At 73.6% G+C, this 14,485-nt stretch carries 14 protein-coding genes and 2 pseudogenes; 8 read left to right on the top strand and 8 right to left on the bottom strand.

Annotated elements, in window-relative coordinates; genetic code table 11:
* Positions 1-70 precede the first annotated feature (70 nt).
* Positions 71-991: an HtaA domain-containing protein gene (locus ACIGO6_RS03810; RefSeq protein ID WP_399870804.1), complete on the bottom strand. Its 921-nt coding sequence runs from the start codon at positions 989-991 to the stop codon at positions 71-73.
* Between the two features lie 85 nt (positions 992-1,076).
* Here ACIGO6_RS03810 and ACIGO6_RS03805 point away from each other — a divergent pair.
* The 4 genes and pseudogenes from ACIGO6_RS03805 to ACIGO6_RS03790 form a co-directional block, all read left to right on the top strand.
* Positions 1,077-1,592: pseudogene (locus ACIGO6_RS03805) on the top strand (FecCD family ABC transporter permease); the annotation flags it as partial.
* Positions 1,589-2,449 carry a heme ABC transporter ATP-binding protein gene (locus ACIGO6_RS03800; RefSeq protein WP_399870802.1) on the top strand — a complete coding sequence of 287 codons (861 nt, stop codon included), beginning with the start codon at positions 1,589-1,591 and terminating at the stop codon, positions 2,447-2,449. The pseudogene ACIGO6_RS03805 and the gene ACIGO6_RS03800, both read left to right, overlap by 4 nt.
* Before the next feature lie 30 nt (positions 2,450-2,479).
* Positions 2,480-2,581, top strand: a pseudogene (locus ACIGO6_RS03795) (iron transporter); the annotation flags it as partial.
* Positions 2,556-3,545 (top strand): hypothetical protein, encoded by a 990-nt coding sequence (locus ACIGO6_RS03790; RefSeq protein ID WP_399870800.1) that lies wholly within the window; start codon positions 2,556-2,558, stop codon positions 3,543-3,545. The pseudogene ACIGO6_RS03795 and the gene ACIGO6_RS03790, both read left to right, overlap by 26 nt.
* Before the next feature lie 25 nt (positions 3,546-3,570).
* Here ACIGO6_RS03790 and ACIGO6_RS03785 read toward each other — a convergent pair whose 3' ends face one another.
* The gene (locus ACIGO6_RS03785; protein ID WP_399870797.1) at positions 3,571-4,302 is read right to left on the bottom strand and encodes a bifunctional DNA primase/polymerase; all 732 of its coding nucleotides are present in this window, start codon (positions 4,300-4,302) and stop codon (positions 3,571-3,573) included.
* A gap of 113 nt (positions 4,303-4,415) precedes the next feature.
* Complete coding sequence (locus ACIGO6_RS03780; RefSeq protein WP_399870796.1) at positions 4,416-5,075, bottom strand: TetR/AcrR family transcriptional regulator; 660 nt, start codon at positions 5,073-5,075, stop codon at positions 4,416-4,418.
* 132 nt (positions 5,076-5,207) lie between these two features.
* Here ACIGO6_RS03780 and ACIGO6_RS03775 point away from each other — a divergent pair, with 132 nt between their 5' ends.
* Complete coding sequence (locus ACIGO6_RS03775; protein ID WP_399870793.1) at positions 5,208-5,411, top strand: DUF6243 family protein; 204 nt, start codon at positions 5,208-5,210, stop codon at positions 5,409-5,411.
* Here the strand turns inward: ACIGO6_RS03775 and ACIGO6_RS03770 are convergent.
* From ACIGO6_RS03770 to ACIGO6_RS03760, 3 genes are all read right to left on the bottom strand, one after another.
* On the bottom strand, positions 5,406-6,404 hold the full coding sequence (locus ACIGO6_RS03770) for a small ribosomal subunit Rsm22 family protein (RefSeq protein WP_399870792.1): 999 nt from the start codon (positions 6,402-6,404) through the stop codon (positions 5,406-5,408). The genes ACIGO6_RS03775 and ACIGO6_RS03770 overlap by 6 nt on opposite strands.
* A gap of 498 nt (positions 6,405-6,902) precedes the next feature.
* On the bottom strand, positions 6,903-7,952 hold the full coding sequence (locus ACIGO6_RS03765; protein WP_399870789.1) for a serine hydrolase domain-containing protein: 1,050 nt from the start codon (positions 7,950-7,952) through the stop codon (positions 6,903-6,905).
* A gap of 77 nt (positions 7,953-8,029) precedes the next feature.
* Positions 8,030-9,436, bottom strand: coding sequence for a multidrug effflux MFS transporter (locus ACIGO6_RS03760; protein ID WP_399870787.1), 1,407 nt, complete (start codon positions 9,434-9,436; stop codon positions 8,030-8,032).
* Between the two features lie 106 nt (positions 9,437-9,542).
* Here ACIGO6_RS03760 and ACIGO6_RS03755 point away from each other — a divergent pair, with 106 nt between their 5' ends.
* Positions 9,543-10,559: a Gfo/Idh/MocA family protein gene (locus ACIGO6_RS03755; RefSeq protein WP_399870785.1), complete on the top strand. Its 1,017-nt coding sequence runs from the start codon at positions 9,543-9,545 to the stop codon at positions 10,557-10,559.
* On the opposite strand, the gene ACIGO6_RS03750 is transcribed toward ACIGO6_RS03755, so the two are convergent.
* Positions 10,546-12,216: an alkaline phosphatase D family protein gene (locus tag ACIGO6_RS03750; protein ID WP_399870784.1), complete on the bottom strand. Its 1,671-nt coding sequence runs from the start codon at positions 12,214-12,216 to the stop codon at positions 10,546-10,548. The two genes, ACIGO6_RS03755 and ACIGO6_RS03750, sit on opposite strands and share 14 nt — an antisense overlap.
* A gap of 132 nt (positions 12,217-12,348) precedes the next feature.
* Here ACIGO6_RS03750 and ACIGO6_RS03745 point away from each other — a divergent pair, with 132 nt between their 5' ends.
* Complete coding sequence (locus ACIGO6_RS03745; protein ID WP_399870782.1) at positions 12,349-13,137, top strand: SDR family oxidoreductase; 789 nt, start codon at positions 12,349-12,351, stop codon at positions 13,135-13,137.
* Positions 13,138-13,368: 231 nt separating this feature from the next.
* Here the strand turns inward: ACIGO6_RS03745 and ACIGO6_RS03740 are convergent, their stop codons facing one another.
* On the bottom strand, positions 13,369-13,695 hold the full coding sequence (locus ACIGO6_RS03740; protein ID WP_399870780.1) for a nuclear transport factor 2 family protein: 327 nt from the start codon (positions 13,693-13,695) through the stop codon (positions 13,369-13,371).
* Positions 13,696-13,892: 197 nt separating this feature from the next.
* Here ACIGO6_RS03740 and ACIGO6_RS03735 point away from each other — a divergent pair, with 197 nt between their 5' ends.
* Entirely contained in the window at positions 13,893-14,435 is a 543-nt protein-coding gene (locus tag ACIGO6_RS03735) for a DoxX family protein (RefSeq protein WP_399870777.1), read from the top strand.
* The last annotated feature ends 50 nt before the right edge of the window (positions 14,436-14,485 follow it).

Raw genomic sequence — 14,485 nt, 5'->3', positions numbered from 1 at the left:
CGGCCAGTATCGGGGGTGGGCCGCCCCGGCCCGCAAGGAATTACGCCCGCGTCCGCTACGCCCGCGTCCGCTATGCCTGCGGCCGCCGCTTGCGCGCCGCGAACACCGCGCCCGCGCCGATCGCGACCGCGACGCCGGCCGCGGCGCCCAGGGCCGGGCCCGGCAGGTCCGTGCCGGTGGAGGCGAGGCTGCCGCCGCCGATCGTGCCGCCCGTGGTCGTGCCCGTGCCGCCGATGGTCGAAGCGGTGCCGGTGCCCCCGGTGCCCGAGCCGCCCGTGCCGCCAGTGCCGCCCGACGTGCCCGTGCCCCCCGACGTGCCCGCGCCGCCTCCGTCCGGCAGCTGCGCGTCGTCACTCAGCGCGACCGCCAGGTCGACGGTGTCGAGCGCCGTACCGGCGGTGTAGTAACCGCCGAAGGCCTTCGCGCCGGCGTCGGTGAGGGTGGCGGCGATGTCGTCGACGGTGATGACGTTCCTGTCGGCGGTCAGGTCGGCGGACGTGGCCTTGAGGTCGGCGAGGACCACGCCCGGGGACTTCTCGCCGAGGCTGGTGACGTCGGCGGTCAGCTTGCCGGTGCCGCCGTCGAGGGTGGCCCTGAGGTTGGTCAGGGTCAGGTCGAGGCCGTACGCGCCGTTCGTCTCGTGGCCCTTGAAGTTCACGGCGCCCTGGAAGGTGGCGGTGAGCCTGTCGGCGTCCGTGTCGTAGGTGCCGGTGGCGTCCTTGAAGGTGAAGGCGCCGTTGCCGGCCGCCTGGGTGGCGCCGCCGGAGACGGTGACCCTGCCCTTGGCCATGGTGCCGACGACGTAGGCGCGGAAGGACTCCTTCACGCCCCAGCCGAGGGTGCCGTCGGCGATCTGGCCCTGGGCGGCGGCCTCGGTGGCGGAGGCAGACGGCGACGGCCCGGTACCGGTGCTCTTGCTCGGCGACGGGGCCGGGTCCGTGTCCGGGTCCGTGTCCTGGCCCGTGTCCGGGTCCTCGGTCTTGGACGGCACGCCGGGGGTGGTCTCCGTGGCGGACGGGGCCGGGTCCGGGGACTCGGGCTCCGTGGGCGACGGGGCGGTGGGCTCCGTGGTCGGCGGCGTCTTCTTCGCGGACACGGCGGCGGTCAACCAGATCACCTTCTGGCAGCTGGGCTCGCTCGCCCAGGCCACCTGGCCGAAGGTGCTCGCGGTGCTGCCGTGCGCGGCGCTCGGACTCGGCCTCGCCCCGCTGTACGCCCGCCGCCTGGACCTGCTGGCCCTCGGCGAACGCCCGGCCCGGCACCTGGGCGTGGACGTGGAGCGGCTGCGGGTCGTGCTGGTCCTGGTGATCGCACTGCTGACGGCGGCGGCGGTGAGCGTGGCCGGGGTCATCGGCTTCGTCGGACTCGTCGTCCCGCACCTGCTGCGGATGGTGGCGGGCCCCGGGCACCGCTTCCTGATCCCGGGCAGCGCCCTGCTCGGCGCACTCGTCCTGCTCGCCGCCGACCTCGCCGCCCGCACGGTCGCCGAGCCCGCGGAGCTGCCGCTCGGGGTGCTGACGGCGCTGCTGGGCAGCCCGTTCTTCTTCTGGCTGCTGCGCCGCACCCGGCGCAGGCAAGGGGGTTGGGCATGAGAGGGACGAAGACCGTGACCGCCAGGGGACTGCTGCGCCTCGTACCCTCCCGTCCGGCACCTCCACCCCCCGTCTGCCCCGGCGACGTCCTCGCCGAGGCCGACGGCCTGCGCGTCCACCTGGACGGGCGTCCGGTCCTCGACGGTGTCGGCGTGACCGTGTGCGCGGGCGAGGTGCTCGCCCTGGTCGGCCCCAACGGCGCGGGCAAGTCGACCCTGTTGGGCGCCCTGGCCGCCGATCTCCCGGCCGACGAGGGGGTCGTACGCGTCCACGGGCGGCCGGTGACGGAATGGTCCGCGCCCGAACTGGCCCTGCGCCGGGCCGTGCTGCCCCAGTCGGCGTCGCTGTCCTTCCCGTTCCCGGTGGAGGAGGTCGTCCGGATGGGCCGGGCGCCGTGGGCGGGGACCGGTCTGGAGGACGAGGACGACACGGCCGTGGCCGAGGCGATGGCCCGCACCGAGGTGACCGGCTTCGCCGGGCGGCCGTTCTCCGCGCTCAGCGGCGGCGAGCGGGCCCGCGTCGCGCTCGCCCGCGTGCTGGCGCAGCGCACCTCCCTGCTGCTGCTCGACGAACCGACCGCGGCACTGGACCTGCGGCACCAGGAACTCGTACTCCGCCTGTGCCGGGAGCGGGCGCGGGCCGGGGACGCGGTGATCGTGGTGCTGCACGACCTCGGTCTGGCGGCGGCGTACGCGGACCGGGTCGCGATCCTGCGCACCGGCCGGGTGGCGGCCGACGGCCCGCCGGCGGAGGTCTTCTCCGAGCAACTGCTGTCCGAGGTCTACGACCAGCCGGTGGAGGTGCTCGCACACCCCCGCACGGGAGCCGTGCTCGTCACCCCCCGCCGCGAACCCTGACCGGTGTCCGACCCCCGCACTCGCACGCCGTATCCGGTCCCCGCACTCGCCCGCCGTCTCGTCCCGGTAGGGTTCGCCTCCGGGAAGGGGAAGGTGAAGGAACCTGATGAGCAGGGATCGCGGCCCTCGTAGGCCCCGCAGGCTTGGCAAGTGCGCGCTCATATCCGCCTCGGCGACCGTTTTGTCGTTGACGGCGAGCGGATGCGTGGTGGTGCACGGCGAGCGCGAGGTGCTCCCGTCGGCCACCCGGGCCGAGGCCGCGAAGGCGCTGCAGGAGTTCACCGACGCCTACAACGCGGCGGACAAGGCGTACGACGTCTCCCTGGACGCCGAGCACACCACCGGCGCCCTCGCCGCCATCGACTCGGCGCGGCTGAAGGCGGGCCGGACCAACAACCCGGACGGCAATCCGGCGCACTCGCCGCTGGAGCTGACGGACGCGAAGTTCACGATTCCGAAGAAGGCGGGCTGGCCACGCTGGTTCGTCGCGGACACCAAGGCCAACAAGGGCGGCGAGACACGCTGGTTGCTGGTGTTCACCCGGCACGGCCTGGAGGAGACCTGGCAGGCGGCGTACCTGACACTGGTCGCCCCCGCCAAGGTGCCCGAGTTCAAGACCGACGCGGACGGCTGGGCCGAGGCCGTCCCGGCGAACTCCGCCGACCTGGCGGTGCCGCCCGCCGACCTGAGCAAGGACTACACGACGTATCTGAAGGGCGGCGGGAAGTCCTTCGCGGACGGCGCCCACACCAGCGCCTGGCGGCAGCTGCGCGAGCAGCGCGGAACCCGCCCCGGCCTGGTCACCCAGTACATCGACGAGCCGCTGACGAACGGCGACTACGCTCCGCTGGCGCTGCGCACGAAGGACGGCGGGGCGCTGGTGTTCTTCACCTCGCGGCACTACGAGAAGCAGACGGCGGCGCAGGGCGCGTCCGTGCCGACGCCGAACAAGGCCGTGCTGGCGCTGACGGACGGCGAGATCAAGCAGTCGCTGACGATGGAGTTCGTCTCCAACGAGGTCGCGCTCGACCCGGCGGACGGCCCGGTGTCGGTGCTGGGCCGCGTCCAGGGCATGACGTCGGCGAAGGGCGAGTAACCACGCCCCGCCCGGGCCCCGGCGCTCAGCGGCGCAGGGGCCAGGCCGTCCCGGCGTGGTCGGCGTCCTCGCCGGCGTGCCGGGCGCAGGCGTCGGTGAGGGTCTCCAGCAGGGTCAGCGGGTCCGGCAGCGGGTGCTCCGGGCCCCGCACCCAGTGCACCGTGCGGTCCTCGCCGGGCAGCCGCGCGGGCGGCACGAGCACGTAGGAGCCACGGCAGTGCCAGCGCAGCCCGGGGTGCTCGTCCATCGTCTCCGGGTGGCAGTCCAGCTCGCAGGGCCACCACTCGTCCTCGTCGGCGGGGGTGCCGCGGGTGAGGGTGAACAGCAGCATGCGGCCGTCGTCGCTCTCGGCGACCGGACCGACCTCGACACCCGCGTCGAGCAGCCGCGCGAGCGCCTCGCGGCCGGCCTCGAGGGGCACGTCGAGGACGTCGTGCACCATGCCGGTCGCGGTGATGAAGTTGGCCTCGGGCTGATGGCGGGCCCAGCGCTCGATCTGCGCGCGGTCCGTCGTGGACTGCGTCTGCCAGGCGAACGACACCGGGTGCCGGGCGGGGGTGGGGCAGCCGACGCGCTCGCAGGAGCAGCGGTATCCGGCCGGGTGCGCGGCGGGCGCGAGGGGCAGTCCCGCACCGGCGGCGGCGAGCAGCAGGTCCTCCCGGCCACCGTCACCGGCGGCCTCCTTGGGGCGGCGTCCGCGCAGCCACTGGGAGAGTTTGCCCTGCAGACCGCTCCGACCGCCGAACTCCGCGCTCATCTATCCCCTTGCCTCGCCATCGTGCGCACCAGCATGCCCCATGGTCGCACCATTCCGCGCTTCGGGGTCGCGAAGGGACAAACTTCCCTGGTCACCGCCGGGTCGTCACCCGGTCACCGCGGGGCGAGCCCGTGCAGCGCGTAGTCGACGAGCGTGTCGGTGTAGGCGTAGGAGATCGGGGCGGTGCGCTGGAGCCAGCGCTGGGCGAGCGGGGAGACGAAGAGCTCCAGTCCGATGCGCGGGTCGATCTCCGGTCGCACCTGGCCGGCGTCCTGGGCGGCGCGCAGCCGGTCGACGTAGAGCTGGAGTGACGGCTCGAGGAGCTTGGTGACGAACACCCGGCCGAGCTGTTCGTTGACGACGCCCTCCGCGGCCAGGGCGCGGGAGGGGGCCTCGAACTTCGGGTCCTGGAGCTCGTCGACGGTGGCCCGCAGCACGGCCTTGAGGTCGGCGGCGAGGTCGCCGGTCTCCGGGATGGCGTACGTCTCCTGGCCGGCGGCCTCCGCGGCCTGCTCGCCCAGGTCGAGGAAGGCCTCCAGCAGGACGTCGGCCTTGGAGGACCACCAGCGGTAGATCGTCTGCTTGCCGACGCCGGCGCGGGCGGCGATGCCCTCGATGGTGGTCTTGGGATAGCCGACCTCCGCGACGAGCGCGAGGGCGGCGTCGTAGATCGCCTTGCGGGACCGCTGACTGCGACGGCTGGCGTCGGGGTGCGGCCTGTCGGGGGCTGACGGGTCGGGAGTCGGGGCGGGGGCTGATTTCTGGACGGCCATGGGTCGAATTTAACAGGTTGACAAGACGATACGTCTCGCCGGACAGTGGAGCCACGAAACAGACGAGACGAACCGTCTCGCACCAAGAGCCCGTACCGAGAATGAGTCCGTACCAAGAATGGGGAGAACATCATGTCCCGAGGCGGAGCCGGAAACATGCTGGGCGTCGGCGGTACGCGCCAGAAGCTGGGCCGCAAGGCCCTGCGCGGCGGCGGCCGAAACGGCCGGATCGGCGGCGGACTCGATCCGCAGGCCCAGAAGCGGGAGCTGCTGCGCAAAATGCAGGAGCAGCAGCGGGAGCAACGAGAGACGGACGCCGGCGACGCGGCGTCATGAGGAGGGGCCCTCCCCGGGGGGCCACGCGTCGCCCCAGGCCGCGTCGCGGGCCGCCTTGTACAGGTCGCCGTGGCGCTTGGTGACCGTCCGGCGGCGGAGCTGCTCGTCGGGTTCGCACAGGTCGAGCAGGACCTGGCCCTTGCGGATCTGCGGTCGCCGGACCACCCGGGAGGGGGCCGGGGAGACCGGGAGCCGGGTGGCGGCGACGTAGCTGAACTTCTCGTCCTCGTAGGCCAGGGAACCGCTCTTCACCTGGCGGTGCAGGGAGGAACGGCTGACCCGCTCGGCGAAGTGGCACCAGTCCGTGCCGGGCACGATGGGGCAGGCGGCGCTGTGGGGGCAGGGGGCGGCGACGTGGAACCCGGCGGCGATCAGCTGCTGCCGGGCCTCGATGACCCGGGCGTAGCCGTCGGGGGTGCCGGCCTCGACGATCACGACGGCCTGGGCGGCGGAGGCGGCGGCGTCGACGAGGGCGGCGCGGTCGGGGCCGGTGAGCTCGTTGAGGACGTAGGAGACGGTGACGAGGTCGGTCTTCCCCACGGTGAGCGCGGCGCCGATCCGGGCACGCTGCCAGTGGACGTCGCGCAGGGCCGGGTGGGCGGCGGCGATCTCCCGGCCGAGGGCGAGCGCGGGCTCGGCCCAGTCGAGCACGGTCACGGGACGGGCGCCGGCCCAGGTGGCGCTGACGGCCCAGGTCGCCGCGCCGGTCCCGCCGCCGACGTCGACATGGCTCCCCGGAGCCCATCCGGGCACGGCCTCCGCGAAGGCGTCCAGCGCCGACCGCACCGCGGCGAAGGTCGCGGGCATGCGGTACGCGGCGTAGGCGACGACGTCCGCGCGGTCGCGCAGGATCGGGGCGTGGGTCGGGGTGTCCCCGCGGTAGTTGGCGATCAGCCGCTCCACGGCCTGGGCGGCCTGCCGGGGCGGCAGCCCGTCGAGAAGGCCGGCGAGGGCGGCACGCAGGGTGTCGGCGGGGTCGGCGGGGGCGTTCACCCGGCGATTCTACGGGCGGGGCGGGGCGGCGCCCGGCGCGGAGGGGTGCGGGCCGGGGGTGGGTGACGCGGCCCGGCGCGACGGGGTGGGCGCGCGCTGCCGGGGGAGGTGACGCGGCCCGGCGCTGGCCGGGTGCCTCCCCCACTCTCGGCTTCGCTCGAGCGGGGGGACCCCCACCGCCCACCCGTGCCGCCCTGGGGGTACCGCCCAGGCCGTTCAGGCACTGGGGGAGGCACGACTGCCCGCAGCTACGCGCACGACTGCCCGCAGCTGCGCGGGCGACGGCGGAGAGCCGCGTACGGCGAGAAGGGGACGTGTCGGGGGGTGTCCGCCCGCAGCGGTTGGCGCGTCAACGGAGAGCACTTCCGTGGCCGACCGATTCCGCGCCGTTCCGAGGACGGACACCCCCCGGCGCGGCCCCGACCCACAGAACCACGCACCGCGCAACGCGCACCCCCACCGAAGCGACACAGGCCGCCGCAGGCACCGCACCCCGGCTCAGAGCCCCCGTACCGCGCGGGCCACCCGCGTCCCCAGCGCCACCCGGGGCCCGTTGTCCGGCGTTCGGCGGCGCGGATGGACCGTGTTGGCGAGGAGGACGACGAACGTGTCCGTGGCCCGGTCGAGGACCAGCATCGTCCCGGTGAACCCGGTGTGCCCGGCCGCCCCGCGACCCGCCAGCTCCCCCATGAACCACGGCTGGTCGAGAGCGAAGCCGAGCCCCGGCTCCGCCAGGAGCAGCTCCACGAAGTCGGGCCCGAGAACACGCGCCGGCCCGTACGAGCCCCCCGCGAGCAGCGCGCGGCAGAAGACCGCGAGGTCCCGCCCCGTCGAGAACAGCCCCGCGTGCCCCGCCACCCCGCCCAGCGCCCACGCGTTCTCGTCGTGGACGACACCCCGCAGCATCCCCCGGTCCGCCTTGGCCCACGGCCGCCGCTGGTCCTCCGTCGCCGCAGCGCCCGGGCACGGCCCGAAGTGCGTCGCCGTCATGCCCAGCGGCCGGGTGATCCCGTCACGGACGAGGACGTCGAGGCCACGGCCGGTGATGCGCTCCAGGACCTGCTGGAGGAGCAGCATGTTCAGGTCCGAGTAGCAGTACGTGCCAGGCTCCCCCACCGGCGGCTCCGCCCGCAGCAGCCGCAGCCGTTCCTCGTCGTCGGCGCAGTCGTACAGCGGGAGTTCGGGCCGCAGCCCGGAGGTGTGGGTGAGCAGCTGCCGTACGGTGACGTGGTGCGCGGCGGCGCCGCGGAAGTCCGGCAGGTAGGCGCCGACCTCCGCGTCGATGCCGAGCGTGCCCCGTTCCATCTGCTGCACGGCGGCGACCGCCGTGAACAGCTTGGTCAGGGAGGCCAGGTCGAAGGGCGTACCCACGGTCATCGGCACCCGGGAAGCCGCCGGCAGTTCCACCCCGGCGTCGGTGTCCGGGTCGTAGGACGCGTAGCGCACGGCCCAGCCCGCCGCCTCCTCGACGGCGAGCACGGGCCCGCGTCCGACGGCCACGACGGCACCCGCCGCCCAGGGCCGCTCGCCGGTGGTGAGGCCGTGCACGTCCTCGACGACACGGCGGAGCTGCTCGGGGTCGAGCCCGGCCCGCTCCGGGGTGTCACGGCGCAGTCTCGGAGTACTCAGCTCTCTTCCCCCTCCGAAACCCCAGAAGCCCTCGTAGCCCCCGTAGCCCCCGCAGCCCCCGAAACCTCCGAATCCTCCGAAGGACGGCGGCACATCCCCAGGAAGAAGCCGAGCGCCACCAGCGCCGCGACCAGCTGCACCACGGCCATCGGCACAGCGGTGTCCTCCCCCGCGATCCCGACCAGCGGCGAGGCCACGGCCCCGATGAGGAAGGAGGACGTACCGAGCAGCGCGGAGGCGGAGCCGGCGGACTTCCTGACCCGCATCAGGGCGAGCGCCTGCGTGTTGGGCAGGCTGATGCCCATCGCGGACATCAGCACGAACAGCGCGACGGCGACGGGCACGAGCCCGACGTCCCCGAAGACGCCGAGGGACATCAGCAGCAGCGCGGTCGCGGCGGCGATGACGATCAGCAGGCCGACGCAGAGCACGCGGTCCAGCCGGACCCGCCCGACGAGGATCTTGCCGTTGATCTGCCCGACGACGACCAGGCCGATCGAGTTGACGCCGAACAGCAGGCTGAACGTCTGCGGGGAGGCGCCGTAGATCTCCTGGATGACGAACGGGGAGGCGGAGATGTACGCGAACAGCGAGGCGAAGGCGAAGCCACCGGCGAGCATGTACCCGGTGAAGGCGCGGTCGGCGAGCAGCCCGCGCATCGCACGCAGCGTGTCGCCGACACCCCCCGCGTGCCGCTCCCCCTCCGGCAGGGTCTCGGGCAGCTTGGCCCACACGACGAGCCCCAGCGCCACGCCGACCACCGTGAGCAGCACGAACACGCCCCGCCAGTCCGTCACCCGCAGGATCTGCCCGCCGATCAGCGGCGCGACGACCGGGGCGACCCCGGAGATCAGCATCAGGGTGGAGAAGAAGCGGGCCATGGCCACACCGTCGTACAGGTCACGGACCACGGCCCGGGCGATGACGATCGCGGCGGCGCCCGCAAGCCCCTGCGCCAGCCGGAAGGCGACGAGCAGCTCGACCGTGGGCGCGATCGCGCACAGGGCGGTGGCGACGACGTAGAGGGCGAGGCCGGTCAGCAGCGGTCGCCGACGGCCCCACTTGTCGCTCATCGGCCCGACGACGAGCTGCCCGAGCGCCATGCCGGCCAGGCAGGCGGTGAGCGTGAGTTGCACGGTGGCGGCGGGCGCGCTCAGCGAGCGGGTGACCTCCGGGAGCGCGGGGAGGTACATGTCCATCGCCAGCGGCGGCGTGGCGGTCAGGCCGGCGAGGACGAGTGTGACGAGCAGGCCGGTGCGGCGGGTGGCGCTCAGCGGGTGCGGGCGGACGGCGGGTGCCGTTCCCGGCCCGGCCGGGGGCCGGGCGCCCCGCGCGGGCTCCGAAGTCGTCGGTTGCGAAGTCGTCGGTGTGGTGTCCGGTATGGACGGCCCGCGCTCGGGCATGTGCCCCTCCCTCTTCAACAGATCCGGCACCTATGCTCTCAGCTCGTACGGACATGAACGAACAGACTTGAACGAACCTGAGCGAGGGTGGGGCAGGGTGTCGGCGATGACCGGGCAGAAGGTGCGCTGGGGGATTCTGGCGACCGGCGGGATGGCGGCGAGGTTCACGGCGGATCTGGTCGATCTGCCGGACGCGGAGGTCGTGGCGGTGGCCTCGCGGACCGAGGCGTCGGCGAAGGCGTTCGCGGAGCGGTTCGGGATACCGCGGGCGTACGGCGACTGGGAGACCCTCGCCCGGGACGAGGACGTCGACGTGGTCTACGTCGCGACCCCGCACTCGGCGCACCGGACGGCCGCCGGCCTGTGCCTGGAGGCGGGCCGGAACGTACTCTGCGAGAAGCCGTTCACGCTGAACGTGCGCGAGGCGGAGGAACTGGTCGCGCTCGCCCGGCAGGGCGGCAGCTTCCTGATGGAAGCGATGTGGATGTACTGCAACCCGCTGGTGCGCCGTCTGAAGGCGCTGGTGGACGACGGTGCGATCGGCGACATCCGCAGCGTCCAGGCGGACTTCGGCCTGGCGGGCCCCTTCCCGCCCGCCCACCGTCTCCGCGATCCCGCACAGGGCGGCGGCGCGCTGCTCGACCTGGGCGTGTACCCGGTGTCGTTCGTGCAGCTGCTGCTCGGTGAGCCGTCGGACGTGGCGGCACGGGCGGTCCTCTCGGAGGAGGGCGTCGACCTCCAGACGGGCGCGCTGCTCTCCTACCGGAGCGGTGCTCTCGCCTCGGTCCACTGCTCCATCACCGGCGGTACGCCCAACTCCGCCTCGATCACCGGCTCCAGGGGCCGCATCGACGTCCCGCACGGCTTCTTCTTCCCGGACCACTTCGTGCTGCACCGGGACGGCCAGGACCCCGAGGAGTACCGGGCCGTCCCGGCCGACGGGCCCCGGGACAGCCTCCGGCACGAGGCGCAGGAGGTGATGCGGGCCCTGCGCGCCGGTGAGACCGAGTCCCCGCTGGTGCCGCTCGACGGCACGCTCGCCGTGATGCGGACGCTGGACACGATCCGGGACCGCGTCGGCGTCCGCTACCCGGGCGAGGACCGCGAGGTCATGCCGGCTTGAGCCCCTGCTCCCCCACCTCCGTCACGAAGGACGCGGCGGTCGTGAGCGGCGCGCCCTCGGTGGTCACGTGGGACACCGTCTTGAAGTCGGCGCGCGCCAGCTCCCGGCCGAGGGAGACGGTGGCGTAGCCGCGCAGCCCGTTGAAGAACTTCAGGTGCGGGTTGGCGGCCATGAGGGTGTCCCAGTTGGACGGCTTCTCGGAGCCGTCGCGCCCGCTGGTGACGGAGGTGGTGACGATCTCGGTGCCCAGGGTCCGGGAGCCGGGGTCGTCGAAGTCCCGCTTGATGTCGAAGCCGTAGTGCACGTGCACGTCGCCGGTGAGGACCATCAGGTTCTCGACGCCGGTGGCCTGCGCGCCGGCCAGCACCCGCTCGCGGGAGGCCGGGTAGCCGTCCCAGGAGTCCATGGAGACCTTGGACGGCAGGGTGGTGGAGTTGTGACGCCGGGAGAAGGTGACCTGCTGGGGCACCACGTTCCACAGGGCGTCGGACCGGTGCCACCCGTTGATCAGCCAGCGCTCCTGGGCGTCGCCCGTCAGGGTGCGGCTCGGGTCCTCGGACTCGGGCCCGAGGTACTGCCAGCCGTCGCCGTAGGCCTGGTTGGAGCGGTACTGGCGGGTGTCGAGCACGTCGAACTGGGCGAGCCGGCCCCAGTGCAGGCGGCGGTACAGCTGCAGGTCCGGACCGTCGGGGAGCTGGGGCCGGCGCAGCGGCATGTTCTCCCAGTAGGCGCGGTAGGCGGCGGCCCGGCGCAGCAGGAACTCCTCGGGCGGGACGCTGTTCTCCGGGGTGTCGCCGGCGTAGTTGTTCTCGGTCTCGTGGTCGTCCCAGGTGACGACGAACGGGTGCGCGGCGTGCGCGGCCCGCAGGTCGGGGTCGGACTTGTAGAGGGCGTACCGCAGGCGGTAGTCCTCCAGGGTCACCGTCTCGTGGTCGAAGAGGTCCGGCAGGGTGCCCGCGGGGTAGGAGCGGGAGCCGCCGACGTCGTTGACGGCGTACTCGTAGAGGTAGTCGCCGAGGTGGAAGACGACGTCCACGTCCTCCTGGGCCAGGTGCCGGTACGCGGTGTAGTACCCCTGGTCGTAGCGCTGGCAGGAGACGAGTCCGAAGGTGAGGTCCCGGACCCGGCTGTGCTGCGCCGGCGCGGTGCGGGTGCGGCCGGCCGGGCTGACCCAGCGGCCGGCGCGGAAGCGGTAGTAGTAGACGTGGCCGGGCGCGAGGTGGCCGACCTCGACGTGGACGGTGTGGTGGAACTCGGGGTGTGCGGTGGCGGTTCCCCGTCTGACGACGCGGCGGAACCGTTCGTCGAGGGCCAGTTCCCAGGCGACGGTGACGCGTTGGGCGGGCAGTCCGCTGTCGGCCTGGTAGGGGACGGGGGCCAGGCGCGTCCACAGCAGGACGGAGTCGGACTGCGGGTCGCCCGAGGCGACGCCGAGCGTGAAGGGGTCGGCGGTGAGCCGTGCCGCGTCGAGTTCGGCCGCGCCCGCGGTGCCGGCGGTCGGCAGGTTGACGGCGAACGCGAGCGCGGCGGCGGCGCCGGTGACGGTCAGGAAGCGACGGCGGCCCAGGTGGCGGGCGGCGGCGCGGAGTTCGGGGGCGTGCGAGGGCTGGGAGTGGTGGTTCGACTGGTGGTTCGACTGGTGGTCCGCGGGTGACATCCGTTCCTCCCCATGCAGTGGTTGCACGGGGCATTCGAAGGGTCGGGAACGGCCCAGGCTTGGCGCGGACATGGCGGTCCCATGTCGGAAGGGTGAGTTCCGCATGATCCACCACGCGTACGCTGCCGACTCATGAACACCGTGAGAACCACCGACGAGAAGCCCGTCGGTACGCAGCAAGTGGCCCTCGTCACGGGCGCCGGCTCCGGCATCGGCCGGGCGGTCGCCGTCGAACTGCTGGCGGCCGGCTGGGCCGTGGCGCTCGCCGGCCGGCGCCCGGAGACACTGGAGGAGACGGCCGCGCTCGCACCCGCCGGCAGCACGGCGCTTCCCGTCCGCGCCGACGTGTCACGGCCGGACGACGTGGCGGCCCTGTTCGCCGCCGTGCGCGACCGCTTCGGCCGGCTGGACCTGCTGTTCAACAACGCCGGGACGTTCGGCCCGGGTGGCGTGCCGGTCGAGGAGCTGCCCTACGAGGCGTGGCGGCACGTGGTGGACACCAACCTCAACGGCGCGTTCCTGTGCGCGCAGGCGGCGTACCGGCAGATGAAGGAGCAGCGCCCGCAGGGCGGCCGGATCATCAACAACGGCTCGATCTCGGCGCACACGCCGCGCCCGCACTCGGTGGCCTACACGGCGACCAAGCACGCGCTGACGGGCCTGACCAAGTCCCTGTCGCTGGACGGCCGGCCCTACGGCATCGCGGTCGGCCAGATCGACATCGGCAACGCGGCGACCGACATGACGGCGGGGATGCAGACCGGCGCGCTCCAGGCCAACGGGGAGACGGCACCCGAGCCGGTGATGGACGTCGCCGACGTGGCGCGCACGGTGCGGCACATGGCGGAGCTGCCGTTGGAGGCGAACGTGCAGTTCGCGACGGTCATGGCGACGACGATGCCGTACATGGGGCGCGGCTGAGTCGATTCACACAATCGGAATTTCAAAGTCCGCAGCACTGCGGCCGGTGAAGGACGTATGCTCAAATCTCCTTCACCGGAACTTCACATTTGAAGCGTTGGGCTTCCACAACGTGGTTTCCGTAACGTGGTCTCCCACAACGCTCCACGGGCCATATCAAGGGGGGAGGCGGCAGTCGTTCCGCCACACCGGCACACCGGTGGACGGAACGGCTGCCGCACCGTTCCCCGGTCAGGCCTGCCCGGTCTCGAACCGCGCGATCCGGCCGTCCTCGTCCACCGTGAAGTTCCACCGCGTGCGCATCTCACCCCAGGTGTCGTTGCGGTAGCGGGCGATGAGGGCGCGCCCGCCCTGCGACTCGTTGTCGACCTCCAGGTGGCCGTTGGAGGAGAAGATCTCCTGGTCGATCCACTGGGCGAGGTCCCGGTCGTCCCCGTCGTCGGCCATGGTGGCGTCCGGCGCGAGCGTCGCGAGGAAGGCCTCGCGGTCGTGGGCGTTGACAGCGGCGACGAAGGCGCGGACGGCCGGGTCGCTGAGTCGCGTGGTCTGAATCGTCATGCCGGCCAGCGTCACACCGCCTCCGGGCCCCCGCCACCCGGCCCGTCGACCGGACCGCCCCTGCCCCGCCCCGGCGCCGGCCGACCACCCGAACGGCGCCCGCGGCGAGCCCGCGCAGCGCCGACGGTGCGACGGTGGAGAGGCGACCGCTGTCGCGAACCACTGTTGCCGGCCGCCGTTGCCGCGAGGGAGTCGACGTGAACTGTTATGACCGGCGTGACCTGGGCCTGCTGCTGCTCCGACTGGGTACCGGCGGCGTCCTGGCCGCGCACGGCGCACAGAAGCTGCTCGGCTGGTTCGGCGGCGGCGGGATCGAGGGCACGGGCCAGGCCATGGAGGCCATGGGCTACACACCCGGCCGGGCCAGCGCCACCGCGGCGGGCCTCGCCGAGGCGGGCGGCGGTGTGCTGCTGGCGCTGGGCCTGGCCACCCCGGCCGCGGGCGCGGCCGCAGCCGGCGCGATGGCCGGCGCCGCCGCGGTGCACGCCCCGAACGGCTTCTTCGCCCAGGCCGGCGGCTACGAGTACGCCGTGTCCCTCGGCCTGACGGCCACCGGCCTCGCGGTCACGGGCCCGGGCCGCCTCTCCCTGGACCACGCGCTGGGCCACGCGGTCAACCGGAACTGGATGGTCCCGGCCGCCTTCGCGGCGACGGCCGCGGCCACGACGATCGTCGTGGGCGCACGGAACAGGCGGGTGCGGCGGGCGGCGGAGGGCACGCAGGAACCCCTGTTCGACTGACGTACCGGCACGGTGAGCCCGGACGATGGGCCATCCGTGGCAAGGTGCCC

This window comes from Streptomyces sp. NPDC053750, from assembly GCF_044544295.1.
Lineage (GTDB): Bacteria > Actinomycetota > Actinomycetes > Streptomycetales > Streptomycetaceae > Streptomyces.
The sequence above is the reverse complement of the archived record's forward strand: the minus strand, read 5'-3'. Positions and strand labels throughout refer to the sequence as shown.

What these genes read in the sequence shown, in the direction of transcription:
- ACIGO6_RS03760 (WP_399870787.1), bottom strand. Translation starts at nt 9,436, where the DNA reads ATGCCCGAGCGCGGGCCGTCCATACCGGACACCACACCGACGACTTCG.
- ACIGO6_RS03775 (WP_399870793.1), top strand. Translation starts at nt 5,208, where the DNA reads ATGTCCCGAGGCGGAGCCGGAAACATGCTGGGCGTCGGCGGTACGCGC.
- ACIGO6_RS03750 (WP_399870784.1), bottom strand. Translation starts at nt 12,216, where the DNA reads ATGTCACCCGCGGACCACCAGTCGAACCACCAGTCGAACCACCACTCC.
- ACIGO6_RS03740 (WP_399870780.1), bottom strand. Translation starts at nt 13,695, where the DNA reads ATGACGATTCAGACCACGCGACTCAGCGACCCGGCCGTCCGCGCCTTC.
- ACIGO6_RS03780 (WP_399870796.1), bottom strand. Translation starts at nt 5,075, where the DNA reads ATGGCCGTCCAGAAATCAGCCCCCGCCCCGACTCCCGACCCGTCAGCC.
- ACIGO6_RS03790 (WP_399870800.1), top strand. Translation starts at nt 2,556, where the DNA reads ATGAGCAGGGATCGCGGCCCTCGTAGGCCCCGCAGGCTTGGCAAGTGC.
- ACIGO6_RS03755 (WP_399870785.1), top strand. Translation starts at nt 9,543, where the DNA reads ATGACCGGGCAGAAGGTGCGCTGGGGGATTCTGGCGACCGGCGGGATG.
- ACIGO6_RS03800 (WP_399870802.1), top strand. Translation starts at nt 1,589, where the DNA reads ATGAGAGGGACGAAGACCGTGACCGCCAGGGGACTGCTGCGCCTCGTA.
- ACIGO6_RS03785 (WP_399870797.1), bottom strand. Translation starts at nt 4,302, where the DNA reads ATGAGCGCGGAGTTCGGCGGTCGGAGCGGTCTGCAGGGCAAACTCTCC.
- ACIGO6_RS03745 (WP_399870782.1), top strand. Translation starts at nt 12,349, where the DNA reads ATGAACACCGTGAGAACCACCGACGAGAAGCCCGTCGGTACGCAGCAA.